At 59.4% G+C, this 24,909-nt stretch carries 25 protein-coding genes; 11 read left to right on the top strand and 14 right to left on the bottom strand.

What is annotated here, in order from left to right:
• Positions 1–94 precede the first annotated feature (94 nt).
• Genes ACR0DJ_RS02045 through ACR0DJ_RS02035 form a run of 3 tightly spaced genes read right to left on the bottom strand, consistent with a single transcriptional unit; the run spans position 95 to position 4,649 of the window.
• Positions 95–3,136, bottom strand: a complete 3,042-nt coding sequence (locus ACR0DJ_RS02045) for an efflux RND transporter permease subunit (RefSeq protein ID WP_480683700.1) — start codon at positions 3,134–3,136, stop codon at positions 95–97.
• Positions 3,137–3,147: 11 nt separating this feature from the next.
• On the bottom strand, positions 3,148–4,185 hold the full coding sequence (locus ACR0DJ_RS02040; RefSeq protein ID WP_480683699.1) for an efflux RND transporter periplasmic adaptor subunit: 1,038 nt from the start codon (positions 4,183–4,185) through the stop codon (positions 3,148–3,150).
• On the bottom strand, positions 4,182–4,649 hold the full coding sequence (locus tag ACR0DJ_RS02035) for a MarR family winged helix-turn-helix transcriptional regulator (protein WP_170346078.1): 468 nt from the start codon (positions 4,647–4,649) through the stop codon (positions 4,182–4,184). The genes ACR0DJ_RS02040 and ACR0DJ_RS02035 overlap by 4 nt, the downstream gene beginning before the upstream one ends.
• A 159-nt stretch (positions 4,650–4,808) precedes the next feature.
• Between ACR0DJ_RS02035 and ACR0DJ_RS02030 the strand changes: the two genes are divergently transcribed.
• Positions 4,809–5,933, top strand: coding sequence for a beta-ketoacyl-ACP synthase III (locus ACR0DJ_RS02030; RefSeq protein WP_480683698.1), 1,125 nt, complete (start codon positions 4,809–4,811; stop codon positions 5,931–5,933).
• Positions 5,934–5,951: 18 nt separating this feature from the next.
• Here ACR0DJ_RS02030 and ACR0DJ_RS02025 read toward each other — a convergent pair whose 3' ends face one another.
• Positions 5,952–7,754, bottom strand: coding sequence for a hypothetical protein (locus ACR0DJ_RS02025; protein ID WP_480683696.1), 1,803 nt, complete (start codon positions 7,752–7,754; stop codon positions 5,952–5,954).
• 167 nt (positions 7,755–7,921) lie between these two features.
• Entirely contained in the window at positions 7,922–8,383 is a 462-nt protein-coding gene (locus tag ACR0DJ_RS02020) for a hypothetical protein (protein ID WP_257599271.1), read from the bottom strand.
• Positions 8,384–8,737: 354 nt separating this feature from the next.
• On the opposite strand from ACR0DJ_RS02020, the gene ACR0DJ_RS02015 reads away from it, so the two are divergent.
• Positions 8,738–9,316: a thymidine kinase gene (locus tag ACR0DJ_RS02015; RefSeq protein WP_480683695.1), complete on the top strand. Its 579-nt coding sequence runs from the start codon at positions 8,738–8,740 to the stop codon at positions 9,314–9,316.
• Here ACR0DJ_RS02015 and ACR0DJ_RS02010 read toward each other — a convergent pair.
• The 5 genes from ACR0DJ_RS02010 to ACR0DJ_RS01990 form a co-directional block, all read right to left on the bottom strand.
• The gene (locus tag ACR0DJ_RS02010) at positions 9,313–10,263 is read right to left on the bottom strand and encodes a 2-hydroxyacid dehydrogenase (protein ID WP_480683694.1); all 951 of its coding nucleotides are present in this window, start codon (positions 10,261–10,263) and stop codon (positions 9,313–9,315) included. The genes ACR0DJ_RS02015 and ACR0DJ_RS02010 overlap by 4 nt on opposite strands.
• Positions 10,263–10,601, bottom strand: a complete 339-nt coding sequence (locus ACR0DJ_RS02005; RefSeq protein WP_117867910.1) for a tRNA-binding protein — start codon at positions 10,599–10,601, stop codon at positions 10,263–10,265. The genes ACR0DJ_RS02010 and ACR0DJ_RS02005 overlap by 1 nt, the downstream gene beginning before the upstream one ends.
• Positions 10,594–11,409 carry a pyrroline-5-carboxylate reductase gene (gene proC, locus ACR0DJ_RS02000; RefSeq protein WP_425078828.1) on the bottom strand — a complete coding sequence of 272 codons (816 nt, stop codon included), beginning with the start codon at positions 11,407–11,409 and terminating at the stop codon, positions 10,594–10,596. Before proC ends, ACR0DJ_RS02005 begins: the two co-directional genes overlap by 8 nt.
• A 39-nt stretch (positions 11,410–11,448) precedes the next feature.
• Positions 11,449–11,949, bottom strand: coding sequence for a type III secretion system chaperone family protein (locus tag ACR0DJ_RS01995; RefSeq protein ID WP_117867906.1), 501 nt, complete (start codon positions 11,947–11,949; stop codon positions 11,449–11,451).
• A gap of 321 nt (positions 11,950–12,270) precedes the next feature.
• Positions 12,271–12,519 (bottom strand): accessory factor UbiK family protein, encoded by a 249-nt coding sequence (locus tag ACR0DJ_RS01990; protein ID WP_117867904.1) that lies wholly within the window; start codon positions 12,517–12,519, stop codon positions 12,271–12,273.
• 97 nt (positions 12,520–12,616) lie between these two features.
• Here ACR0DJ_RS01990 and lgt point away from each other — a divergent pair, with 97 nt between their 5' ends.
• The 5 genes from lgt to ACR0DJ_RS01965 all read left to right on the top strand — a co-directional run bounded on the left by lgt (position 12,617) and on the right by ACR0DJ_RS01965 (position 16,836).
• Positions 12,617–13,504, top strand: coding sequence for a prolipoprotein diacylglyceryl transferase (gene lgt / locus ACR0DJ_RS01985; RefSeq protein WP_480683692.1), 888 nt, complete (start codon positions 12,617–12,619; stop codon positions 13,502–13,504).
• The gene (locus ACR0DJ_RS01980; protein ID WP_480683690.1) at positions 13,501–14,568 is read left to right on the top strand and encodes a class I SAM-dependent methyltransferase; all 1,068 of its coding nucleotides are present in this window, start codon (positions 13,501–13,503) and stop codon (positions 14,566–14,568) included. Before lgt ends, ACR0DJ_RS01980 begins: the two co-directional genes overlap by 4 nt.
• Entirely contained in the window at positions 14,565–15,323 is a 759-nt protein-coding gene (pgeF, locus tag ACR0DJ_RS01975) for a peptidoglycan editing factor PgeF (RefSeq protein WP_480683689.1), read from the top strand. The genes ACR0DJ_RS01980 and pgeF overlap by 4 nt, the downstream gene beginning before the upstream one ends.
• 267 nt (positions 15,324–15,590) lie before the next feature.
• Positions 15,591–15,719, top strand: a complete 129-nt coding sequence (locus tag ACR0DJ_RS01970) for a hypothetical protein (protein ID WP_256367481.1) — start codon at positions 15,591–15,593, stop codon at positions 15,717–15,719.
• A gap of 334 nt (positions 15,720–16,053) precedes the next feature.
• Positions 16,054–16,836, top strand: coding sequence for a Hint domain-containing protein (locus ACR0DJ_RS01965; protein ID WP_170346068.1), 783 nt, complete (start codon positions 16,054–16,056; stop codon positions 16,834–16,836).
• A 119-nt stretch (positions 16,837–16,955) separates the two neighbouring features.
• Here ACR0DJ_RS01965 and ACR0DJ_RS01960 read toward each other — a convergent pair whose 3' ends face one another.
• A complete protein-coding gene (locus ACR0DJ_RS01960; protein ID WP_152458979.1) occupies positions 16,956–17,456 on the bottom strand; it encodes an Lrp/AsnC family transcriptional regulator in 501 nt (166 codons plus the stop codon).
• Positions 17,457–17,683: 227 nt separating this feature from the next.
• Between ACR0DJ_RS01960 and trxB the strand changes: the two genes are divergently transcribed.
• The 3 genes from trxB (at position 17,684) to ACR0DJ_RS01945 (ending at position 22,448) form a co-directional block, all read left to right on the top strand.
• A complete protein-coding gene (trxB, locus tag ACR0DJ_RS01955; RefSeq protein ID WP_480683688.1) occupies positions 17,684–18,625 on the top strand; it encodes a thioredoxin-disulfide reductase in 942 nt (313 codons plus the stop codon).
• Between the two features lie 216 nt (positions 18,626–18,841).
• Positions 18,842–20,533 carry an adenylate/guanylate cyclase domain-containing protein gene (locus ACR0DJ_RS01950; RefSeq protein WP_480683687.1) on the top strand — a complete coding sequence of 564 codons (1,692 nt, stop codon included), beginning with the start codon at positions 18,842–18,844 and terminating at the stop codon, positions 20,531–20,533.
• A gap of 196 nt (positions 20,534–20,729) precedes the next feature.
• Positions 20,730–22,448, top strand: coding sequence for a bifunctional sulfate adenylyltransferase/adenylylsulfate kinase (locus ACR0DJ_RS01945; protein WP_170346065.1), 1,719 nt, complete (start codon positions 20,730–20,732; stop codon positions 22,446–22,448).
• 396 nt (positions 22,449–22,844) lie between these two features.
• Here ACR0DJ_RS01945 and ACR0DJ_RS01940 read toward each other — a convergent pair whose 3' ends face one another.
• The 3 genes from ACR0DJ_RS01940 to ACR0DJ_RS01930 form a co-directional block, all read right to left on the bottom strand.
• Entirely contained in the window at positions 22,845–23,735 is an 891-nt protein-coding gene (locus ACR0DJ_RS01940) for a PhzF family phenazine biosynthesis protein (RefSeq protein ID WP_480683686.1), read from the bottom strand.
• An 84-nt stretch (positions 23,736–23,819) separates the two neighbouring features.
• Entirely contained in the window at positions 23,820–24,044 is a 225-nt protein-coding gene (locus ACR0DJ_RS01935; RefSeq protein ID WP_117872546.1) for a DUF1150 family protein, read from the bottom strand.
• 5 nt (positions 24,045–24,049) lie between these two features.
• On the bottom strand, positions 24,050–24,463 hold the full coding sequence (locus ACR0DJ_RS01930) for an Hsp20 family protein (RefSeq protein WP_058275530.1): 414 nt from the start codon (positions 24,461–24,463) through the stop codon (positions 24,050–24,052).
• A gap of 163 nt (positions 24,464–24,626) precedes the next feature.
• On the opposite strand from ACR0DJ_RS01930, the gene ACR0DJ_RS01925 reads away from it, so the two are divergent.
• Positions 24,627–24,851, top strand: a complete 225-nt coding sequence (locus ACR0DJ_RS01925) for a YdcH family protein (protein ID WP_152458986.1) — start codon at positions 24,627–24,629, stop codon at positions 24,849–24,851.
• The last annotated feature ends 58 nt before the right edge of the window (positions 24,852–24,909 follow it).

Below are 24,909 nucleotides of genomic sequence, written 5' to 3'. Positions count from 1 at the left end.
CACCGCACTGGCTGCCTGTGACGTTCCGTTTGTCCCATTGATCTGATCCAACCGGGTCCGTCCGATCAAGCCCGGACCCGGTCACAGACCGTTTTCAGACTGCCTGTGCCTCGCGTTTTTCATCGCCTGCAAAGAAGAGCAGGTAGAACACCGGCGCGGCGACCATGGTCAGAACGGTCGCAAAAGCCAGCCCGCCCATGATCGTCACCGCCATCGAGACGAAGAACGCGTCCGTCAGCAAAGGCGCCATACCCAGAATGGTCGTGATGGCCGCCAGCATAACAGGACGCAAACGTGAGACGGAGGCTTCGACGATGGACTCGCGCAGGGGTTTGCCCGTGGCGCGAACAAGGTCAATCTCTTCGACCAGAACAATACCGTTCTTGATCAGCATGCCCGACAGGCTGAGCAGACCCAGAAGGGCCGTAAAGGTGAAGGGCAAACCTGTTCCCAGCAGGCCGATGACCACGCCGTTGACCGACATCGGAACCAGCAGCCAGATGATGATCGGCTGACGGATCGCGTTGAACAGCAGAACCGAGATCAGCACCATGATCAGCAGGCTCAGCGGCAGTTGCTTGCCCAGACTTTCCTGCGCGTCGCGCGAGTTTTCGAACTCGCCACCCCACTCCATCTTGTAGCCCGGTGGCAGTTCGATTGCCTCGATGGCGTCCCGCACTTCGGCATGCACCTGCGCAGCCGTCAGGTCGGGCGGGATGTCCGCGCCGACGGTGATGGTCAGAACACGGTCGCGACGGTGAACCAGCGTATTGAGGGATTTGTACTCGAATCCATCGACCATCTGTTCGATTGGTACAAATTTCCCGGACTGATCCGAGTACACCACCTGATCGACAATCGAGTAATCTCCATCAGCCGGTCGGCGCAGGATGATCGGAATCAAACGATCCCGTTCGCGGAACACGCCGCCGGTGATGCCGTCGGTCGAAAATTGCAGCGTGGCCGCAATATCCTCGCGCGTGACACCCGCGGTCTGCGCCCGTTCCGTGGCATAGATCGGTTGCACCGCCAGTTCCTGTTCGCGCCAGTCATGATGGACAAGCAGCGCGTTGGGTGACGCCGCCGACATGCGCTGCACGGCCTGGTCCGCAAGCTGGCGCAGAACCACCGGATCGCTGCCCGAGAACCGGGCCTGGATCGGATCGCCGCCGCCGGGGCCAAAGACCAGACGCTTGGTTCCGAACTCTCCTTCGGGGAACTGGACGGACCCGAACGCTTCCAGATCCGCCTGCAAGGCCGGGATATCCTCCAGGTATTCCGTGCGGATGATCATGTGACCATAGCTCGGGTTCGGTTTTTCCGCCGAATAGGTCAGCATGAACCGGGTTGCCCCCTGACCGACGAAGGTCGTGACTGAAACCACGTCATCGCGTTGGGTCAGCCAATCTTCGAACACCGCCATATCCTGTGCCGTGCGGGCAATCGGCGTGCCCTGAGGCAGCTTGTAATGCACAAAGAACAAAGGCGTGTTCGAATTGGGGAAGAACTGCTGTTTCATCAGCCCGAACCCGGCATAACACGCTGCGGTTACGCCGATGAGACCCGCAACAACCAGCCACCGGAAGCGCAGCGCAAAACGCAGGATCGCGCCATATGCGCGGAACAGGATGCCCCCGTAGGCGTCGATCTCACCTTCCTTGCCCTGCTTGAAGAAGTAATGCCCAAGCAAGGGCGTGACCGTGATGGCCAATATCCAGCTGAGCAGCAGCGAAATGCCGATCACCGCAAACAGAGAAAACAGAAACTCGCCCGTCGCATCCGGGCTGAGCCCGATCCCGGCAAAGGCCATGATGCCGATCACGGTGGCCCCAAGCAGGGGGATCTGGGTTTTTGAAGCCACATCTTCAGCCGCATCCCGCGAAGGTTTTCCACGCAGCATCGCGATCTGCATCCCTTCGGCCACCACGATGGCATTGTCCACAAGCATACCCATGGCAATGATCAGCGCACCCAGGGAAATCCGTTCCATCTCGATCGAGAACAGCGCCATGAACAGAAGCGTGCCAACCACGGTCAGCAACAGGGTCGAACCAACGACGATGGCCGCGCGCCACCCCATGAAGATACCCAGCACGGCGACCACGATGGCCACTGACATGGCCAGATTGACAAGGAAGTCGTTCGAGGCCTGCTCGACCACCACATGCTGCTGATAGATCGGCAGAATATCGACACCGAAGGGGATGTTCGCATCCAGCTCGGCGAACTTGGCGTCAGCCCGTTTGCCGACCTCGACGATGTTTTCCGTCGCCAGACCGGCGATGCCGAGGGTAAAGGCTTCGGTCCCGTTAAAGCGGATCATGATGTCCGGATCGTTCTGACGCGCGCGATAGACGTCGGACATGTCGAACAGGTTGATCACCTGCCCTTGCGAGCCGACAGACAGGCCCGCAATGGCCGAGACACTGTCCGAACCCTCGGCCGTCAGAATGGTGGTGCGGGTATCTTCAGACCGCAAAGACCCCGAGGAATTCACCGAATTCGCATTGGCTATGGCTTCGTTGATCGCTTGCAGCGGGACGTTCTGGTTCACCGATATCGCCAGGTCGGGTTCGACAAAAATCGCCTCGTCCGGCAGGCCCTGAACCTCGACATCGGCAACGCCGTCCACGGTCAGCAGTTCCCGACGCAGAAACGTTGCCAGTTCATGCTTTTCGGCGTCCGAGAACCCTTCGGCGGTCACCGCATAGAACAGGCCGAACACATCACCGAACCCGTCATTCACGTAAGGTTGGCTGACACCCGACGGAAGCCCCCGGGCGGCATCACGCACCTTGGCCCGCAGGCGGGTCCAGATATCGGGCAGTTCGGTGCCGTCGTAGGTCGACTTGATCTCTACTTCGATCAGCGATTGTCCGGGTTGGTTGACCGAGGTGATGACATCCACCTCGCCCATCTGCTGGATCGCGGATTCAAGGGGTTCGGACACTTCCAGCGCCACCTGTTCCGCCGTCGCACCGGGATACTGCGTGGCGATGACCGCGTTCTTGATGGTGAAAGCCGGGTCTTCCAAACGACCAAGCGACGTGAACCCCCAGATGCCCCCAAACAGAGCGATAAGGATGATCAGCCATGTGTAAAGCGGTCGATCAATCGAGGCGCGCGCGATGTTCATCTGTCAGCCCCTCAGTTCGCGAAGCCGGTGAACCGGCGCACGGGCTGACCGTCTGTCAGCACGGCGCCGCCAGCCACAACAACTTCGTCACCGTCGGACAAGCCCGTCAACACCCGAACATCGCCCGTCTGCGTGGGCTCAATCGTCACCGGAACGCGGCGGACCGTGCCTTCATCCGCACCAGCGGGCGAGAACACCATGACGCTCAGCTCGCCTGTTGCATCAGCAACAACGGCCGTCGCTGGCACAACGATGCCTGTGCGGTCATCCTGAACCTTTACGTTGACGGTGACGGACGAGCCGGGAAGAATTTGCAACCCCTCGGGCGGGGTCAGGCCGAACTGGATGCGGAAGGTCTGCCCGACGCTGGAGGTTTCAGCGTCGAATTCACGAATTTCCAACGGGAAGACTTCATCACTTACCGGGAACTTGGCAGTGATGGTGATGTCGTCATTCTGGCCCGAGCGTTGGAACAGGATCTCGGGAACGTCGACCTCGATGCGCAATTCGGACATGTCGTGAATGCGGACGATGGGCGTGCCTGCCGATACGGTGGTGAAAGCTTCGACCGCGCGGCTGGAAACCAGCGCGTCAAATGGTGCGGTCAGTGTTGCGTGTTCCAGTTCGTATTCCGCGTCGCGCAGAGCGATTGCGGCCAGTTGCGCTTCGGTCTCTGCGTCATCGACCGCCACCTGACTGGCCGTGGTGCCACGCAAACGCGACAGGCGCGCGACGGTTCGGTCGGCCTGTTCCTTTTGCAGCCGCGCCCGCTCAAGCCGCAGTTCGAATGGCTCCTGATCCAGTCGCGCGATCAGGCCGCCTTTGGGGATGACAAACCCTTCGTTGACCGGCATCTCGACGATCTGACCCGCGACCTGAAAGGCAAGATCGACCGTCTGCCGTGCCGCAACACGGCCGAAAAACTGGCGGGTGAAACCGGGCGCCGTTTCGCGCACCTGCATCAGCTTGACCGGTTTCGGAGTATCTTGAGCGGCAATCGGAGTTGCCAGAACGGCCAGTGCAAGGCCCAGAGAGCTCAGGAGTTTCATTTCTTCAGTCCCTCGGGAATTCCCGTTTTCAAAACGTTGTCACGGATTTTGCGCGCCAGTCGCGCGAATTCGGCTGTTTCTTCGTCGTTCAGGCCCGAGGCCCTGTGAAACAGGTCCCCGGCCTCGGCCACCAGCATGTTGCGGGCTTCTTCACCCTGCTCGGTCAGCACCAGCAACCAGGCGCGGCGGTCTTCTGGGTCACGCTCGCGCGTCAGATAGCCTGCTTTTTCCAGCGAATCCGCGGTGGCGGTGATTGTGGACGGCACGCTCAGCATATCCGCAGCCAGGACCCCCATGCGTTTCGGCTGATCCAGCTTGATCAGCATGTGGCATTCAGGGTGGCTCAGGTCGGTCTCGATGCAGTCAAACGTCTCTTCCAGTTTCCAGTACAGGGCATACACCCCCATGATCGCCTGAATCTCGGGGCTGAGGCGGCCAAGTCTGGTACTGATATCGTCGGGCATGGGGGATCTCCGCGCGCGTTGGGGCGTCATATACTTCAGTTTCTGAACTATTCAAGATATGAAACTGCCGCGTTGCGCGCATTCCCTTAGGTCAACATACCTTGATCAAATCACACCGTGACTGCATTTTGGGCAAATCCGAAACATTCAGGGCTCGCCATGTATACCCCCGCCATCACCGGTACCGGTGTCTTCACGCCTCAGAACGTCATCACCAATGCCGAGCTTGTCGAGGCATTCAACGCTTATGCCGACAAGCAGAACGCCAAGAATGCCGAAGCCATCGCCGCCGGACAGATGGAGCCGATGCAGCATTCATCGGAAGAGTTCATCGTCAAGGCATCGGGGATCGAGAACCGTTACGTGATGGACAAGAGCGGCGTGCTGGACCCGGACGTGATGCATCCAATGCTGCGGCAGCGCAGCGATGATGAACCCGGCATCATGACCGAAATGGCGGTGGACGCCTGCAACAAGGCGCTGGCACAGGCGGGGCGCACGGCGGAAGATGTTGATCTGGTGATCTGCGCGGCCTCGAACCACGAGCGCGCCTATCCGGCAATTGCGATCGAAATTCAGCAGGAACTGGGGATCGACGGGTTCGGCTTTGACATGAACGTCGCCTGTTCGTCGGCCACGTTCGGCATTCAGGCTGCGGCGGATATGGTGCGGTCAGGATCGGTGCGTGCGGCGTTGGTGGTGAACCCCGAAATCTGCTCGGGCCATCTGGAGTGGCGCGACCGTGATTGCCATTTCATATTTGGCGATGTGGCGACAGCGACGCTGATCGAACGGATCGAAGACGCCAAAGGCCCGCATTTCGAGATCTTGTCGACTCGTTGCGCCACGGCGTTTTCCAACAATATCCGCAACAACAACGGATTTCTGCGCCGCTCGCGCCCTGACGGGCTGACCGACCGGCGTGACATGCAGTTCATGCAGAACGGTCGGAAAGTATTCAAAGAGGTACTGCCGATGGTCAGCAAACATATCAGCGACCACATGAATGCCGAAGGGGTCAGAAACTCTGATCTGAAACGCCTGTGGCTGCATCAGGCCAACAAGACGATGAATGACTTCATCGGCAAGAAGGTTCTGGGCCGCGAACCCGAACCGGGCGAGCAACCAAACATCCTTCAGGATTATGCCAACACGTCATCTGCGGGGTCGATCATCGCGTTTTCGAAATATTCCGACGACTTGCAGGAAGGGGATCTTGGCCTGATCTGTTCCTTCGGCGCCGGGTATTCCGTTGGGTCGGTGATCGTGAAACGCCACGCCTGATGGCCGGTTCTGTCCGGCCTAGCGTGCCGCCGTCACTTTGAAGACCTGGAACGCCGCATCTTCCGTAGTTTGTACCCGCGTGAGGTAGCCAGGGATTTCACCTGCAACCAAGTGCGATTGCAAACCACGACCCTGTGAGGCCCAGGACCAGAATTCGGCACGCGGCGCGGACGTGCAGAGCATGACGTAATCCACATCCAGCTCGGTCAGACGTGATCCGATCTGAGAAGCGTCCGAGCGGAACAGTTCGATCTGCGCCAGAATTCCAGCCTGATTCCGATGGTAATTGCCCGCCAGAACGGAATGGTCGGTATGGCGCAGAACGTTTGCGGCAAAGTCGAAATCAACAAGAACTCTTCCGGCTGGAAGATCACGCAGGGCCGCATAGGCTTGGGGCGTTTTGCAGGATGCGCCCGAGTTTTGCTGTGACTGTCGGGCCGGCATCGCGGATGCGGCAAGGGACGGCCCGGCAAAGCGCCCCAGTTGCTCATCGATACTGGCCCCGGTTTTCGGCGAGATGCAGAGGATGAAAGCAACCATCGCAAGCCCTGACAACGCGCGGCGACTGCTTGCATAAGAGGTGTACAGGACACGCAGGATCTGCGCCTGGACGGCCACCAGCGAAACACCCAGGAATGTCATCATTCTGGACTGATAGAGGAACACCACCAGGCCGGTCACGATCAGGGCCAGAAACAGGGCGTATTCCAGTTTGAACGGGGATCTGACTGCAAAAATCAGGGCGGCTGCCATGCACAGGATCGACATTGCGATCAGGGCCAGCGCTTCGCCCCGGTGCAGTTGCAGAATGACGTTGATCTTCTGGGCTTCCGCCACCTGGCTCAGCCAGTAGTCGCGCATGTCCTGAGGCAGGGCTTCGATCGGGTTGCTGAGACAATGCGGGGCGAAACCGTAAGCGCAGGCCAATGTCACCACTCCGACCGCAACACATGCGCCGATGCGGCCCCAAAGCGACCAGCCAGACCCGATCCAGGCCGCAATGCAAAGACCCACCGCGGCAACGCTCGCCGGCAACGCCACACTGAGTGTCAGGGCGTCACAGCTTGGAAACAGAAAGGCCTGGTGTCCGGTTGTTGCGAGGCTGGTCAGTACAAGCGTCAGGACCAACCCGACGCCAAACGCCATGGTCGGGCGACGGGCCGGGTCGCCGTTGACGATCCAGTCAATGGCAAAAAACACGGCGACGAGTGCGATCTGCAATATCGATTCGGTGCCTATCGATACCGAAAGCGCCAGGCAGGCACCCAACAACCATCCGGCATATGGTTTGTCCCTGCGCAATGCGAACAACATCAGGGCCGTGGCGAACAGAAGAATCTGAGCATTGTGGTGATCAAACGAAAAATAGTCGAACTTCCGCGAGTGTTCGAGCGCCAACACACCCACAACCAGCGCCGAAACAGCACCTTCCCGCGCGCCCAAAACGCTGCCCGTCACCGCAAAGGCCCACAAGGTCAGACCCGCCAACAGTGAGGGCCAGACGAAAGCCGTCACCTGAAGGGCCATATCGGGCGGCAAAACCAACCCGAATGTTCCGTAGAGCAAGGCAATCGGCGCGTCGATCAGTCGGGACCAATGCATCAACGTACCGCCCTCGGGGCCCAGCCGATACTGATGGCTGTCGAACCAGCCCTGCCCCTGCAACAGATCCTGCACGACCACCCAGCGCATTACGTCATCAGAGCCTTCCTGATGACCTCTCAGGGCCATAAGAACCAGAAGGGCCGCATAGGCGCATACAAAAAATCGCAGAACCACACGGTCTGCGAAAAGACTGTATGTTCCCTGCGAATTCTGCATGGTCCTCTGCCCTTGACGCTCTTACCCGCGACGGACCTTAAAGGACAGACGTGACTGAATTGAGGCAAAAAACACAGTCAGCGTTTCTGCCTTCTCGCGCATGAAACCGGTTGGGCTGCACAGGCGGAATGTGGCCAGTCATGGGCGCAACGGCTCCCGGATCCCGGCTAGCTGACGCTTTCTTCTTCCAGATGCAGCTTCATCTCGATCAGAACCTGTTGCAGCAAGCTGGTTTCTTTCAGCAGCCGCTTGGCTTCGTTGACCGTGATGATTCCGTCTTCGATTGCGGCCTGATATTCGGTCATCAGCATTGCGAATCTTTGGCTGAGTGCGATGACATCCGAATTCACACCACCGGTGCGCGGTGTTTCAGTATTGCGGTCGCTGTAGGACAACGTGATGTTTTTCAAATCCGCCAGGGCCGACGTCACATGCGGGTAAGTCGCCGCGTTTTCAAGGCGGGCCACCGCATCCACGGGCATGAACCTGTCTGCGTGTTCGGCATTGTCGGAATAATACCGGCCCAAAGTGGCCTTGGATTTCCCGGTAATCTCGCACGCGGCTTCGATTCCAACATCTTTGACCAGCGCTTCTGTGTGTTTTTTCAGATAGGCCCCGATATCTGCCATTGTTTTACCTTTGTTACCTGCAAACGCCTGCCCGATGTCCAAACGGGGGAAAGCGTGGGTAAATTTCCCATAACCAAGTCATAATTGAAATGTCATACATTGGCTATCCCTCAGATATGCGGGGGATTTTGTGAGTGAGTGGCGGCAGTTCAAGCCGGTAACGAGTAATTGCAGGGCGGTATTGTTGAGCCTTGCTCCGTTTTGGCCACATGTTGGCCGACGGCGTCGCTGTTGCAGATGTGGGGGTTCCATCCCCTAGAGCGTAGCTCGGCCTCTGCGAACGCAACGGCGACGTCGCTCCATCAAAACGATTGATATCTTGTTCCTTTTCCCCAAGCGTTTTAGACCCGCGTCATGGCAAAGCTGTACTTCAACTATTCAACCATGAACGCGGGGAAATCGACCGTGTTGCTGCAAGCCTCGCACAACTATCGCGAGCGCGGGATGCAGACCTACCTGATGACCGCAGCCATTGACGGAAGGGCGGGTGCCGGACGGATCGCATCGCGCATCGGCATCTCGGAGAAGGCCGATACCTTCACGCCCGGCGACGACGTCTTTGCGATGATCCGAAATCGTCTGAACGAAGGTCCCGTAACCTGCGTGTTCATCGACGAGGCCCAGTTCCTGTCCGAAGCGCAGGTCTGGCAATTGGCGCGCGCCGTCGACGATCTGGACGTACCGGTGCTGGCCTACGGGCTGCGGGTGGATTTTCAGGGCAAGCTGTTTCCGGGATCAGCGGCGCTGCTGGCGCTGGCCGATGAGATGCGTGAAGTCCGCACCATTTGCAAATGCGGGCGCAAGGCCACGATGGTGATACGTCAGGACGAAAACGGCAAGGCCATCACCGAAGGTGCCCAAGTGCAGATCGGTGGCAACGAGACCTATGTTTCGCTTTGCCGCAAACACTGGCGCGAGGCGGTGGGCGACTAGACCGGGTTGGGCAACGCCTCGCCCGCCACAAAGGCCACCACGTTATCCAGGGCCATGTGTCCCATGCTGCTGCGCACCTCTTCGGTGGCCGTGCCCAGATGGGGCAGCAGGGTGACGTTTTCCATTTCACAAAGGGCCTGGGGTACTTCGGGTTCGAACTCGTAGACATCCAGCCCGGCCCCGGCAATCTGACCCGATTGCAGCGCCGCGATCAGGGCCGCTTCGTCCACGACCTCGCCCCGCGCGATATTGACCAGAATGGCCGAAGGTTTCATCGTCTCAAGAACCTGCGCATCGATCAGGTGTCGGGTTTCTGCACCGCCGGGAACGGCGAGCACAAGGAAATCGACCAACGCGGCGAGTGTTTCAAGGTCAGGTGTGAACTCGGCCGGAAAGTCCAGTTGCTTGGCGCTTCGGGATTGATAGGCCACCTGCATTTCGAAACCGAAATGGCACCGGCGCGCGATGGCCTGCCCGATACGGCCCATCCCGACGATACCGACGCGTTTGCCCGTGACATGATGGCCCAGCATCTGCGTGGGATGCCAACCCTGCCATTGGCCTGCGCGGACCAGCCGTTCGCCTTCGCCCGCACGCCGGGCCGTGCTCAACAGCAGGGTCATGGCGATATCCGCCGTGGCGTCGGTGACTGCGCCGGGCGTGTTGGTCACTTCGACGCTTGCTGCGCGCGCCGCCTCGACATCGATGTGGTTGTAGCCGACGCCGAAATTGGCCAGGAGCTTGCACCGAGGCGCGCCTGCATCCGTAAAAATCCGAGCCGAAAACTGATCGCCCAGCGTGGGCACGACCACGTCGAAATCCGTCAGAGCCGACAGCATTTCCTGTCGCGACATGGGCGCCGTATCTTTGCGAATCTCTACGTCGAACGCGGCGCGGGCGCGGGCCTCGACTGCCGGCGTCATCGGGCGCGTGATCAGCAATTTCATCAGTGCATCCGCCCGCCTGTCGGAACTCGGCCGTCGGGGCCGATCAGAACAATCTCGCCGTTTTCATCGGGCAGACCCAGCACCAGAACCTCGGACATGAACCTGCCGATCTGGCGAGGGGGGAAATTGACCACGGCCATGACCTGTTTGCCCACCAGAGTCGATGGATCATAATGCGCGGTGATCTGGGCCGACGTCTTGCGTTCACCGATCTCATCACCGAAATCGATCCACATCTTGATCGCGGGTTTGCGGGCTTCGGGATAAGGTTCGGCGCGGATCACCTCACCCACGCGGATATCGACCTTGAGAAAGTCGTCGAAAGAAATCTCACTCACGTGACAGCTCCTTGGATCGGTCGGTTGCGGCCTTGACGGCACGGTGCAGCAAGTCAGGGAAACCGCGTTCTTCATGCATCAGCACCTCAAGCGCGGCCTGGGTCGTGCCGTTCGGCGAGGTCACGTTGATCCGCAGTTGAGACGGATCCTCGTCTGCGGCCTTGGCCAGCGCTCCGGCCCCGGCCACCGTGGATTTGGCCAGTTTCATCGCAAGGTCATGCGGTAGACCCTGCGCCTCGCCTGCTTTGGCAAGCGTTTCAATCAGATGGAACACATAGGCAGGACCGGATCCGCTGAGGCCGGTGACCGCATCCATCTGCGCCTCATCCGTCAACAGAACCGTTTCGCCAATGGCCGAGAGCAGGTTTTCCGCAAGCGTCAGATCATCAGGGGATGCGTTTGAATTCCCGATCAGCGCGGTGATGCACTGACGGATGGCGGCGGGGGTGTTGGGCATGGCGCGAATGATCGGCGTATCGCTGCCCAGAACGGATTCGAAGGTGGCAATCGAGGTGCCCGCCGCGACCGAAACAAACAGCGTGCTGCCACCGCCCAGCGCCTGAATGGCGGGCAATGCCTCGCCCATCATCTGCGGCTTGACCGCGACCAACACCACGGCGGGGGCTTCGGGCAGGGGTGTGTTGATGTTGACGCCCTGCGCTTTCAACCAGTCGGATGGGTGCGGATCGATCACCCAAACGGACGCTGGCGGGAGGCCGTGTTCCAGCCATCCCGCCAGCATTGCGGACCCCATCTTTCCGCACCCCAGAAGCACAAGCCCCTGTTCGGCCACACGCGTCATGTCCATTTGCCCCTCCCGCGTTACATGTCGGTTCGGGGCAAAGCTTTACGCCCGGCCGTAGGCCTCTGCAATGGCCACTTGCATGGCTTCTTCTGGTCCTCGATTGCCCCAGGTGACCAGTTGGATCGCCGGATAGTACCGCTCTGCACTCATGACGGCGGCGGTGATCATCGTGTCGATCTGTTCGGCGCTGGCTGTCTGCCCGCCTGCAAGGACCAGCCCATACCGGTACACCATCAGCTTCTGGTTCGCCCAATAGGTAAAGGCACCTGCCCAGCACTGATCATTCATCTTGTTGAGCAGCTCATAGAGCTGCATTTCCCGCTCGGCCGGCGGTTCCATTTCGAACGAGCACACCATCCGCAGCGTTTCGTCATAGTTGGACCAGGCGAGTGTGATCGAATACGTCCGCCACTGGCCTTCGACGGCCATGGCGATCTGATCGTCCCCAATGCGGTCAAAATCCCAGTCGTGATGTTCGGCCAGATGTTCAACAATGTCGATCGGATGAATGTCTTCTTCGAGATACTGCTCGGAAAGGGCCATAATGCCACCTCACTAATCTCTAGCATTTCGGGGCTGGCAGCGCCCCAGCGCTAGTTGCCTGCTCTACAAACCGGGCTTCCCCCATAGGCCTGTACTAAATATGGTGCGATGTGGCGTTGGTTCTGGCAACCCTATTTGTTGGGGATAACAGCAATAAGTTGTGGACAGAAGGCAACGGGGATCAAAATATTGGATGTCGGGTCAGCTTTGTCTTGATTTAATCCCGCGATGCTTCAGAATGCACGGCACCGCACAATCCCGGCTGGATTGCGCGGCGACAGAGTTTGCCCAAAATTGTGAAAACAGGGAACGCCCGGGGCGTCACTTGTCCTGTTTTGCCTCAAGCGCGGCAATGCGGGCTTCGAGTGCGGCGTTTTCTTCGCGCGCTTTCTGGGCCATGGCGCGGACGGCATCGAATTCTTCGCGGGTGACGAAATCGCGGTCGGCAAGCCAGCGGTCGATCATCGACTTCATCGCGTTCTCGGCCTCTTCCCGCGCGCCCTGCGCGACACCCATGGCGTTTGTCATCAGTTGGGACACGTCGTCCAGGATCTTGTTGCGGGTTTGCATATCTTTACTCCGGTATCGCGGTTGAACTCTATATGGGGAAAGATTGCCGCAGGCTCAAGGTTGACTTGCCCCGCAAACCCCGGGCAATGAGACGCACATGCAGGCTGTTCTGAATTTCCCCGATCTGTCGCCCGAACTGTTCTCGATCTCGCTGTTCGGGATGGAGTTCGCGTTGAGGTGGTATGCGCTGGCCTATATCGCGGGCATCCTGATTGCGTGGCGGCTGGCGGTCGTGGCGTTGCGCCGCCCTGCCCTGTGGCCAGCCGACGGTCCGCCGATGAAACCGGACCAACTGGAAGATCTGGTCACCTGGATCATTCTGGGCGTGATCCTGGGCGGGCGGCTGGGTTTCGTGCTGTTTTACCAACCCGGCTATTACCTGTCGCACCCGCTTGAGATCTTGAAGGTCTGGCAAGGCGGCATGGCGTTTCATGGGGGGCTGCTGGGCGTGATCCTGGCCTCGTACCTGTTTGCCCGGCGCCATCGGATCCCGGCCCTGTCACTGGGCGATCTGGTTGCTTACACCGTGCCACCCGGCCTGCTGCTGGGACGGCTGGCCAATTTCGTCAATGCCGAGCTGTGGGGCCGCCCGAGCGAGCTGCCATGGGCCGTCATCTTTCCCGGTTTTGCCGCACAGGACTGCCCCGGCGTGGTTGCGGGAATGTGTGCCCGACACCCCTCGCAGTTGTACGAAGCGGCGCTGGAAGGTGTTTTGCTGGGCGCGCTGTTGCTGTGGCTGGTCTATCGACGCGGCGCGTTTCACAAACCGGGCTTTGTCATGGGCACGTTTCTGGCGGGTTACGGCGCATCGCGCTTTATTGTTGAATTCTTCCGCCAGCCCGATGCGCAGTTCGTGTCGCCCGGCAATCCGCTGGGGCTTGCATGGCATGTGGGCGGATATGGTCTGACCATGGGGCAGATCCTGTCGCTGCCCATGATCGCGCTTGGCCTGTGGTTTGTCCTGCGCGCAGGGCGGGCAAAATGAGCCTGACCGATCACCTGATCGCCCGCATCCGACAGGATGGACCGATGAGCGTGGCCGACTACATGGCCGAATGTCTTCTGCATCCCACGCTGGGCTATTACACGACGCGTGACCCGCTGGGGGCTGCTGGGGATTTCACCACGGCACCGGAAATCAGCCAGATGTTTGGAGAACTGATCGGGCTGTGCCTTGCGCAATGCTGGATGGATCAGGGCCGTCCCGCGCCATTCACCCTGTGCGAATTGGGGCCCGGGCGCGGCACTCTGATGAGTGATATACTGCGTGCCACCCGAACCGTGCAGGGATTTCACGATGCTGCCCGGATTGTGCTGGTCGAGGCCTCGCCTGCCCTGAAGCAGGTGCAGGCGGGCACCCTGAAGGATTACACACCGAACTGGGCCGACAGCGTCGCAGAGTTGCCGGACCAGCCCCTGCTGCTGGTGGCGAACGAGTTCTTCGACGCGCTGCCTGTCCGGCAGTTCCTGCGCGACGGTGACGGCTGGAGCGAACGCCTAGTCGGCGAACGCGACGGCGAATTGCTGTTTGGGCGGGGCCCCAACGGGCCGCAAGTGGCGCTGACTGACAGGCTTTCGGACACCAGGGATGGTGATCTGGTCGAGCTGTGCGCGGCAGCGATCCCCATTCTGACCGTGATTGCCGGTCGGATCGCCAGCCACGGAGGCGCCGCGCTGATCATCGATTATGGCGACTGGCATTCCTTGGGCGATACGCTGCAAGCCCTGCAAAACCACGAGCCCGCCGATCCGCTGGCGTCACCCGGCCAGGCCGACCTGACGGCACATGTGGATTTTGAGCCTCTGGCCGTTGCGACCCGCGCCTGTGGAGCCAGGCATACACGCCTGACTCCGCAGGGCGTGTTTCTGGAACGGCTCGGCATAACCGCCCGGGCACAGGCTTTGTCCCGGACGCTGAGCGGTTCCGAGCTGGACGCCCTGATTGCAGCGCATCGCCGGTTGACGCACCCGGACGAAATGGGAAATCTGTTCAAGGTGATGGGCCTGTATCCGGCCTATGCTGCGCCACCGCCGGGATTGGAGCCATGACACTGGAAATACTGACTTCGGACTTGCTTTCCCCATTTCGTCACGGGTTCTTCACCCGTCGCGGCGGGGCTTCTTCCGGTATCTTCGACGGGTTGAATTGCGGTTATGGATCGTCAGATCAAACCGAAATTGTCGCGCTGAACCGCCGGCGGGTTGCCGACGCGATGGGTGTTGCGCCCGAGGCGATGATCGGCGTGCATCAAGTTCATTCCCCAACAGTTCTGACGGTTGAACAGCCCCTGGAAGGTGAAAAACCGCGCGCGGACGCGGTCGTCACGGCGACACCCGGTCTGGCGCTGACGATTCTGACGGCAGATTGCCAACCGGTTCTGTTTGCCGATCCCGCGGCCAATGTGATCGGAGCCGCCCATGCGGGCTGGCGCGGCGCGCTTGACGGCGTGCTGGAGGCGACGCTGGACGCCATGGAAGCACTTGGCGCGACGCGCCGGAATATCAACGCCGTCATCGGCCCCAGCATTTCCCAACGCGCGTATGAGGTAGGCCCCGAGTTTCTGGACGCATTTATCGCCGATTCTCCGGAGAACAGCCGGTTCTTTGCAAACGGACAGGATGACCGGTTGCAATTCGACCTGCCCGCCTTTGGTTTGCACCGATTGCGGCAGACCGGTGTCGGGCAGGCGGAATGGACCCGGCACTGCACATATTCCGACCCGGACCGGTTCTATTCCTACCGCCGCACAACACACGCAAACGAGGCCGATTACGGGCGACTGATCTCGGTCATAAGATTGTGATTTTGGCCCAGATTTAGGCACGTCGCCACTTTTACGCCACATTTGTTGTGTTTATCGGACTTAGAATCGTAACGAGTTTTGCCAGCTATCAGATGGTCTTCTGACGTCCCTGTTTCGGACGCTGGCGTGTTGAGTGAAAGGATGGACCGACCATAAATTTCTTGTCTGCAAAACATCCCGGATAAGCCTTATCCATGCCGCAAACGTGCGTCACAAAAGGTTCATAACGGATGCGGGAAACAAACCCGTTCAGAGCAGGACCAGAACATGAAAACCAAGTCTCGCTTTCTCAAAGCCATGGTTGCCGCCACGCGGAGCCAGAAGCTGGAAATGCCGTGGAAGCGGGTATCAAGCCATTCTGTCAGGGTCGCCAGCCGCATCGCGGCACGACGCTGAAACAGAAACACCCTGAGGCCAAGCTGCCGGTCTCGATGGGGTGAACGCGCTTCGGGCATGCTCCTGCCCGATGTGTGGTGCGTCACGATCTGAGGGGGTCGAGGCGAATTCAGGAGTTGTGTGTGTGCGGGCAATTTTCGCCCGTGAAGTACGAGTTTGTCTGGGGGGTCAGTGTGTTGACCATTGGAAAGCGAGATTTTGTCGCAATGCGGGGTCCGACCGGCCGCCGCCCATGTGTCATCCATTTGTTTCAAGACAAAGAACCAGTTCGCCAGGTTGGCCTGTACGGGGATACGCCGCGCCTGACCGGACAATTTGAGGGGACGGAATATTTATGACTATTCCTAGTTCACTGGCCCGTGCGGCCAGAAATGCGATCGAAACGACAGCCATGCTGCGGGAAGCACCGCGGCCGGTTGCGAAACCAAAGGCCCAGCTGCGCCGGTATGAAGTCAGCAGCCTGTTGAAAAACGGAAACGTGGTCCAGACCAGACACATCGCGCCTGCCTTGCCGATGTTCGAAGACGCATTTTGTGCCTTCACGCGCGGATCGCTGGTTGAAACGGAACATGGGCCGATGGCCATCGAAGACCTGATGCCGGGGGATACGGTCCTGACCCAGGATGGCGCGTCCGAAACCGTGCTGTGGAAGGGATCTGTCACTCTGATCCCCGGACGTCCGGATTCGCGGGGCCGCACGCGGCCGCTTACGCGCATAACGGCGGATACATTCGGGATGCAAAAGCCGATGTCGGGTGTAATCGCCGGGCCTGCGGCGCGGATCGTGGGCACGCCGACGCATTTGCGGCATCTGCATGGGAATGGCCCGATTCTGACCCCTGTGTCCGAATTCCAGGATGGAACGGGCGTGATTGAAACAATGCCGCCGACGCCAGTTGAACTGTTTCACATTTGCCTAAAACGGCATTCCGTTATTCGGGTAGATGGTTTACAGTTCGAAACGTATCACCCAGGTGTGAACGCGGTCCGGATGATCAGCCACTCGTTGCGGTCGGTTTATCTGAACCTGTTCGCGCATATCGAATCGCTCAACGATTTTGGTCCGCTGCTGATGCCGCGCGCCGGAGACGGGGAAATCGACGCGATGACAGCCTGAGTGCGATAGCGATTACTGCATTATGGGGGGCATCATGCAGCTGGTACTAAGTTGGATTCTATCCTTGGCGGTGGCTGCCATGCTGCCACCAAACACCGCACCTGCAAAACGTATGGGGGTTACGCCGTCCGGTTCATTCGTTCTTCCAGAACGTCGAACGGCACGCCTGGTTCGTCTTTTGCGCCGCGGATAACAAGCGATGTCTTGACGCTGGCCACGTTTGGCGTGGTCAGCAGTTCACCGGTCAGGAACTGCTGAAAACTGCTGAGATCAGGTGCGACGCATTTCAGGATGAAGTCCACCTCGCCGTTCAGCATGTGGCATTCCCGAACCAGTGGCCATTCGCGGCAGCGCTCTTCGAACGCGCGCAGTTCGGTCTCGGCCTGACTGTCGAGCCCGACCATGGCGAACACCTGCACTTCGAATCCCAGCTCGCGGGAATTCACTTCGGCGTGGTAACCGGTGATATAGCCGGATTCCTCCAGTGTGCGCACCCGGCGCAGACAGGGCGGCGCCGAGATTCCGACCCGTTTGGCAAGTTCGACATTGGTCATACGACCGTCTGCCTGCAATTCCGCCAGAATCTTGCGGTCGATATCATCCAACCGAGTCGTGACCATCAAATGCTCCTGATTTTTGCGGTTCTTATATCAGCCCCCCACGCGCACGCAATAATGTTTCGCACATGCGCAATTTTCTTTGTTTTCAAATCCCTCATTTTCCCCGCACCCTACGCAGGGTCGCTTGCGAGGCCATAAACAGTAAGGGGCTTTAAGCCGGGTCTGTCGGTCGCTATATCGGGGCGACGGGCCAAAAGCCCAATTCAGGCAATTCGAGCGGGGATACCATGGCCGACACACGACACACCAAGGTTCTGATCATCGGATCGGGGCCCGCAGGATACACTGCGGGCGTTTACGCAAGCCGCGCCATGCTGGAACCCATTCTGGTACAGGGCATCGAGCCCGGCGGCCAATTGACGACAACGACCGAGGTCGAGAACTGGCCCGGCGACACCGAGGTACAGGGCCCCGACCTGATGGTACGGATGCAGGATCACGCCAAGGCCATGGGTTGTGACGTGATCGGTGACATCATCAACGATCTGGATCTCAGCCAGCGCCCCTTCACCGCCAAGGGCGACAGCGGCACCACATACACGGCGGACGCCGTCATTCTGGCGACCGGCGCGCGCGCCAAGTGGCTGGGCCTGCCGTCGGAAGAGAAATTCAAGGGCTTTGGCGTTTCAGCCTGCGCCACCTGCGACGGGTTCTTCTATCGCGGACAGGAAATCGTGGTGATCGGCGGCGGCAACACGGCCGTGGAAGAGGCCCTGTTCCTGACCAACTTCGCCAGCAAGGTGACTCTGATCCATCGCCGCGATGAGCTGCGCGCGGAAAAGATCCTGCAAGACCGGCTGATGAAGAACGACAAAATCGAACCGCTGTGGTTCCACCAGCTGGAAGAAGTGATCGGCACCGATGCGCCACTGGGCGTCGAGGGCGTTCGCGTCAAGCATGTCAAAACCGGAGAGATCACAGAAATCCCCTGCAAAGGCGTGTTTGTTGCCATCGGCCACGCGCCCGCGAACGAGCTGGTCAAAGACACGCTTGAAACGCATATGGGTGGCTATGTCGTCACCAAACCGGGCAGCACGGAAACCTCGGTTCCGGGCGTGTTCGCGGCGGGCGATCTGACCGATCACGTCTATCGTCAGGCGGTCACAAGCGCCGGTATGGGCTGCATGGCGGCGCTGGATGCCGAACGGTTCCTGGCGGAAAACGAATAACGCGCGTTCTGAATACTCCGGGGCTGACCCGGCATTTTCAGAACCGCAGGCCGTCAGCCTTTTTCAGGACAGTGCCCCCGGGGTTTAAGGGGGCACCGCACAGCACAAGTTGCGGTGCAATCTCTGATCAGCAGCCGACGCCGCCTGCCAATCCCTTGACCCCCAGCCAGCGGCGTATCAGGATTGCTGAGGGAAAAGCGAAAAGCAGGTGAGCATTTGAACAACGCTCTTTGGCGCGGCGGGTGGTCAACCCGACTCAGGATCGTCAGTGGTCTTGTGTTGTTTGTTTTCGCATTCTTCCATTTCATAAACATTGGCTTGGGCCTGTTTCACACGGATTACCTGCACGGGATGCAGGACGGTCGGAAGGCCATCACCCGCCACAATGTCATCAGCGTGCTTTTCTATGCTGCTCTTTTCACGCATGCAGGTCTGGCCCTGACGTCGATCGCACAACGCAGAACCCTGCGGATGCCCTTCAGCACGGCCTTGCAGGTCGGACTGGGCTTGCTGATTCCGCTGCAACTGATCTCGCACATCGTTCACACGCGGGTCGCGCACGAGGTCTATGACGTCAACGACGAGATGGGATACATCATCATTCTGATGTGGCCCAGTATCGCCGTATGGATGCAAAGCGCCTTGTTGCTGATCGTTTGGATACACGGCTGCATCGGCTTGCATATGTGGCTGCGGCTGACCCGGTGGTGGTCGCGGGTCGCGCCCTATCTGATCGGTGTTGCGGTTTTCGTGCCTTTTTTCGCGTTGGCCGGCCTGCTGACCGAGGGGCGCCGCATATGGGCCGACTTCGCTGATGAATTCCTGCGCGAGCAATATATCGAGCACTACAATTGGCCGTCGCCCGAGACCTTCCAGACCCTGTTCAGTGTAAAAGACTATGGCCTTATGGTGTTCTGGCTGGCCCTTGGTGCAACGGGTCTGGTTTACATCGGGCGCAAACTGTGGCGGCGCAGGCATTCGGTGCGCGTGCGTTACGCCAAAGGGCCTGAAGTTGTCGCGGAAAAAGGCATGACCCTGCTTGAGATTTCGCAGGTAAACGGCGTCCCGCATGCGGCCCTGTGCGGCGGAAAGGGGCGCTGCACCACTTGCCGTGTCATCGTGGAGGATGGCAACGACGCCCTGCCGCCGCCCGGCGATGTCGAAGCGCGCAGCCTTGCTGCTGTGGGTGCATCGTCACAGACGCGACTGGCCTGCCAGATACGCCCGACAGAACCCACCACCGTTTTTCGGGTCTTCAGGCCAGATGGCGGACGCATACGCGGACATGCCAGTCAGGGTCAGGAACGCCAGTTGGCTGTTCTGTTTCTGGACATGCGCGGCTTTACCGCGCGCACGACCGGCCAATTGCCTTATGACATCGTGTTCCTGCTGAACCGGTTTTTCGACGCCGTCGTGCCTGCCATCACCAAGGAAGGCGGTGTCGTGGACAAATACATGGGAGACGGGCTGCTGGCCGTTTTTGAAAAGCCGAATGCAGCGGCGTCCGCCCGTGCCGGATTGAAAGCCGCCATCGACATCAGCCACGCCCTCGATGAATTCAATGCACAGCTCGAGGCCGAAGGCAGCCCCGGCATTCGCATCGGGATGGGTCTGCATCTTGGGGATCTGGTGGTGGGTGAGATCGGCGCGGCGGGGCATGCGTCGAAAACCATAATCGGCGACGCCGTCAATGTCGCCAGTCGCCTTGAAAGCGAAACCAAGGCGCTGAAGGTCGAACTGCTGGTCTCGGAAGCGTTGCTGAAGGCCGCAGATGTCGTCGTGCCACAGGACGAAATCAGGTTGTTCCAGTTGCGCGGCGTGTCTGAACCGATTCCCGCCCTGCCAGTCACCCGTGCGTCCATACTTGAGCAAAACGTCACAAAACAGGAACAGAAATACTCCGCTTGAACGAATAACCTCTGATTGCAAGGATCAGATCATCGATTTGACTTGTGAATTAGAAATTTCTTCCAATTCAAAAATATTCGGCGCATATCCTCCTTTGTTACATTGACGCCTGTGGACTTCGCCTGTCAGCCGGTGCAAACGCCTCGAAACCGCCCGATATCCACTGGCAAATCAACACTGCTACAAGAGTATTCCGATGACGATGTTAAGCAATCTGGCCCCGATCTCCGAACTGTATGTGTCATACGATTCGGCGCAGAAGCTGAAGGTGGAAGCTGCCGATCTGACCAGCTGGGATCTGAGCCCGCGTCAGATCTGCGACCTGGAACTGCTGATGAATGGTGGCTTCAACCCGCTCAAGGGATTTCTGAGCGAAGCAGATTACGACAATGTGGTCGAGAATATGCGTCTGGCCGATGGAACGCTTTGGCCAATGCCCATCACTTTGGATGTCAGCGAAGACTTCGCGGATCGGATCGAACTTGGGCAGGACATCGCTCTGCGCGATCAGGAAGGCGTGATCCTGGGCACCATGACCGTGACCGACCGCTGGACCCCGGACAAGGCGCGCGAGGCCGAGAAGGTCTTTGGCGCCGATGACGACGCTCACCCGGCGGTGAACTATCTGCACAACGTGGCCGGCAAGGTCTATCTGGGCGGACCGGTGGTCGGAATCCAACAGCCCGTGCATTACGATTTCCGTGGCCGCCGCGACACGCCGAATGAATTGCGCGCCTATTTCCGCAAACTGGGCTGGCGCCGCATCGTGGCCTTCCAGACCCGCAATCCACTGCACCGCGCGCATCAGGAGCTGACCTTCCGCGCCGCCAAAGAGGCACAGGCCAACCTGCTGATCCACCCGGTCGTGGGCATGACCAAACCGGGCGACGTCGATCACTTTACCCGTGTGCGCTGTTATGAGGCGGTGCTGGACAAGTACCCCGCCTCGACCACCTCGATGAGCCTGCTGAACCTGGCCATGCGCATGGCTGGCCCGCGCGAGGCCGTCTGGCACGGCCTGATCCGCGCCAACCACGGCTGCACCCACTTCATCGTTGGCCGCGACCACGCGGGCCCCGGCAAGAACAGCAAAGGTGAGGATTTCTACGGCCCCTATGACGCGCAGGATCTGTTCCGACAGTTCCAGGACGAAATCGGCGTTGAAATGGTGGATTTCAAGCACATGGTCTATGTGCAGGAACGCGCCCAGTACGAACCGAATGACGAGATTCTCGACAAGGACAACGTCACGATCCTGAACATCTCGGGCACCGAACTGCGCCGCCGCCTGCGTGAAGGGCTGGAAATCCCCGAGTGGTTCTCGTTCCCCGAAGTGGTCGAGGAACTGCGCCGCCGCTTCCCGCCGCGCTCCAAGCAGGGTTTCACCGTCTTCTTCACCGGCTTTTCGGGCTCGGGCAAGTCGACCATCGCCAACGCGCTGATGGTCAAACTGATGGAGATGGGCGACCGCCCGGTGACGCTGCTGGATGGCGACATCGTGCGAAAGAACCTCAGTTCGGAACTGGGCTTCTCGAAAGAGCACCGCGACCTGAACATCCGCCGCATCGGGTATGTGGCCTCCGAGATCACCAAGAACGGCGGCATCGCCATCTGCGCCCCGATCGCGCCCTATGCCACGACACGCCGCGCGGTTCGGGAAGAGATCGAACAGTTCGGTGCCTTCTGCGAGGTGCATGTGGCCACCAGCATCGAGGAATGCGAACGCCGCGACCGCAAGGGCCTTTACAAGTTGGCGCGCGAGGGCAAAATCAAGGAATTCACCGGAATTTCGGACCCTTACGATGTTCCGGAAGACCCGGAACTACGGGTCGAAACCGAGAATGTCGAGGTCGACAATTGCGCCCATCAGGTGCTGCTGAAACTGGAAAGCATGGGCCTGATCGCAGCAAACTGATTGCGGTCTCATCTGATTGCATTGGGCGGCCTCCGGAGATTCCGGGGGCCGTTTTTTTGGCTTTCAAATGACGATAGCCGCTGGTCCTGATGCTGTTCAGGACCTCAAGGCGGGTGTGAAACTGAGATAGCGAACAGATCTCCGACCATTGTCAGCTTCTGGTTTGGATCCGACCTGAGCTTGTCGGAGCACCTCTGCCTTCAGTCCTTTCCGGATCAAGGACACCGCTTCGTCCTGTGCGTCGCATCCGAGGTCCGCGACCTTTGAACTTATGCTGGATTCTGTTTTGTCGGCAAACCCGACCCAACCCAGGCGTGAGCCCAGATTACGGCTGTGCTGGATGTAACCTGCCGCCTCCGGCCAGAATGTCGGGGGCAGCCCTCGGTCAACGCCCGCTCATTTTATCGGCGCTTCCGGCAGGTCAACCTGCCCGCGCATCAGGATATGCCCCTGACCAGAAACCTTGATGCCTGTCATCGCATCAGGCGGGCCGACACGCGTGACGATGGCTTTCCCGGGGCGCCCCATATCGTGACCCTGCTGGGCGATGAAGCTTTCCTTTTTCATCAACCCGTGTTTCCACAAATAGGCGGCCATCGCACCGGTGGCAGACCCGGTAAACGGATCTTCGGGCGGGCTGGGCGGAGCCAGAAGAAGGCGCGAAAACGTATCCCCCTCATCGGTTGCTCCTTGCAGCGTGACAAGAAACGGTTCGGCCATATCCGAGCCGGAATACCCCGCGGTTTCAGCCACTTTGCGCAATGGGCCTTCAACCAGTTGAGCGGCCCGCAATGCCGTATGATCCCGCAGAACGGTGATGCAGAACGGCAAGCCGGTTGAAACCATCTGAGGCGGCGAAATGATGGCTTCCTGTGGCAGGCTGATCGCCTTCGCCACCAGTTCCGCAGGCACATGCGCACCGAATTGCGGTGCGACCTGAGTCATTTCGATCTGCTCATCCTGCAACCGGATCGAGACCAGACCCGCACCGGTTTCCAGCGTCAGACTATCGCCCGAGATCATGCCGCGGGATCGCATCGCCGCGACGGTGGCGATAGTCGGATGCCCCGCGAAAGGGATTTCGCGGCTGGCCAGAAAATAGCGGACGCGGATGTCAGCCACCTCGGACGGGCCGGTAAAGGTGCATTCGACCAGAGAGGTTTCGCGCACATAGGCCATGCAGACCTGTTGCGTCAGGCGCGCACCTTCGTGGACGACGGCACATCCGTTGCCGCCGAAGGCGCGATCACTGAAGGCGTCCACCCAGTCAAAGTCAAACCAGCCCATGATGCCGCTCCTGCCTGTGCATGTGCGGCAAGATCACCGCATGAAAAGAAAATGCCACTTCGTTTCAGCAGAGATTTCGGCCGCCTAGTGAACGGCCACCGGAGACAGATCATGTTCGCGCGCCAGCACAAAGGCCAGCTTGCGGTCTGCGACCAGCGCCAGTTGCTGCCCGTCGGAATCGTGGACGGCGTAAAGCTGATCCAGATCGCCTGCCTGTTCACGAACTTCCCGAGGCAATTCAGATACTTCAACCGTTTTGACATAGACAATACGGTTGCCTTCGGTGTTGATTTCAATCGGTGTATTCATTGCTCTTACCCCTTCCGTATGTTGATCGTCTGAACCACGGTTTCCGGCACGGCGCGGGTCAGATCCACATGCAGCAGACCGTTTTCCATGATCGCCTCGCCCACTTCGACACCGTCGGCCAGCACGAACATGCGCTGGAACTGACGCGCCGCAATGCCGCGATGCAGGAATATGCGCCCCTCGCTGTCGTCGCGCTGACGGCCCCGGATCACCAACTGGCGATCTTCAATCGTGATCGACAGATCCTCTTCGGCAAACCCGGCCACCGCAAGAGTGATGCGGTAGGAGAAATCCGAAGTCTGTTCGATGTTGTAGGGCGGGTACCCTTCATTTCCGGCCTTTGCAGACCGTTCCAGAAGGCGTTCCAACTGCTCGAACCCCAAAAGATGCGGGTATGAGCCAAGAGTAAGTTTCGACACGTATTTTCGTCCTTCTTTGCCAAAGCGACGTGGTGTGCGGCCCCGTTCTGGCAACCGCCTGCAATAGAATATGGGAAGAAACCAGGATGTCCACAAGGTCTGGCGCGATAACGTCTGACACACTATCTTGTTGGCCAAGCACCACAACCAACTCGAGTCGCCAATGAACGCGCCTACCGATCTTTCGATGAAAACAGATGAAGTATTGCGCGTTGAGCTTGAGGTTTTCCGCCGGCAGCACCGCGATCTGGATGAGGCGATTCAGGCATTGCATGACAAAGGAACGGCCGATCAACTGACCTTGCGGCGCCTGAAAAAAGAGAAACTGCGCCTGAAAGACATCATCCGCCTGATCGAAGACCGCCTGACCCCCGATATCATCGCCTGAACGCCCTGTACCGCATTGCCAGCCAACCGGATTTGGCTATAGTGCGCGCTCTTTCTGA

The sequence above is a fragment of the Ruegeria sp. BF10 genome, from assembly GCF_056538725.1.
The sequence above is the reverse complement of the archived record's forward strand: the minus strand, read 5'-3'. Positions and strand labels throughout refer to the sequence as shown.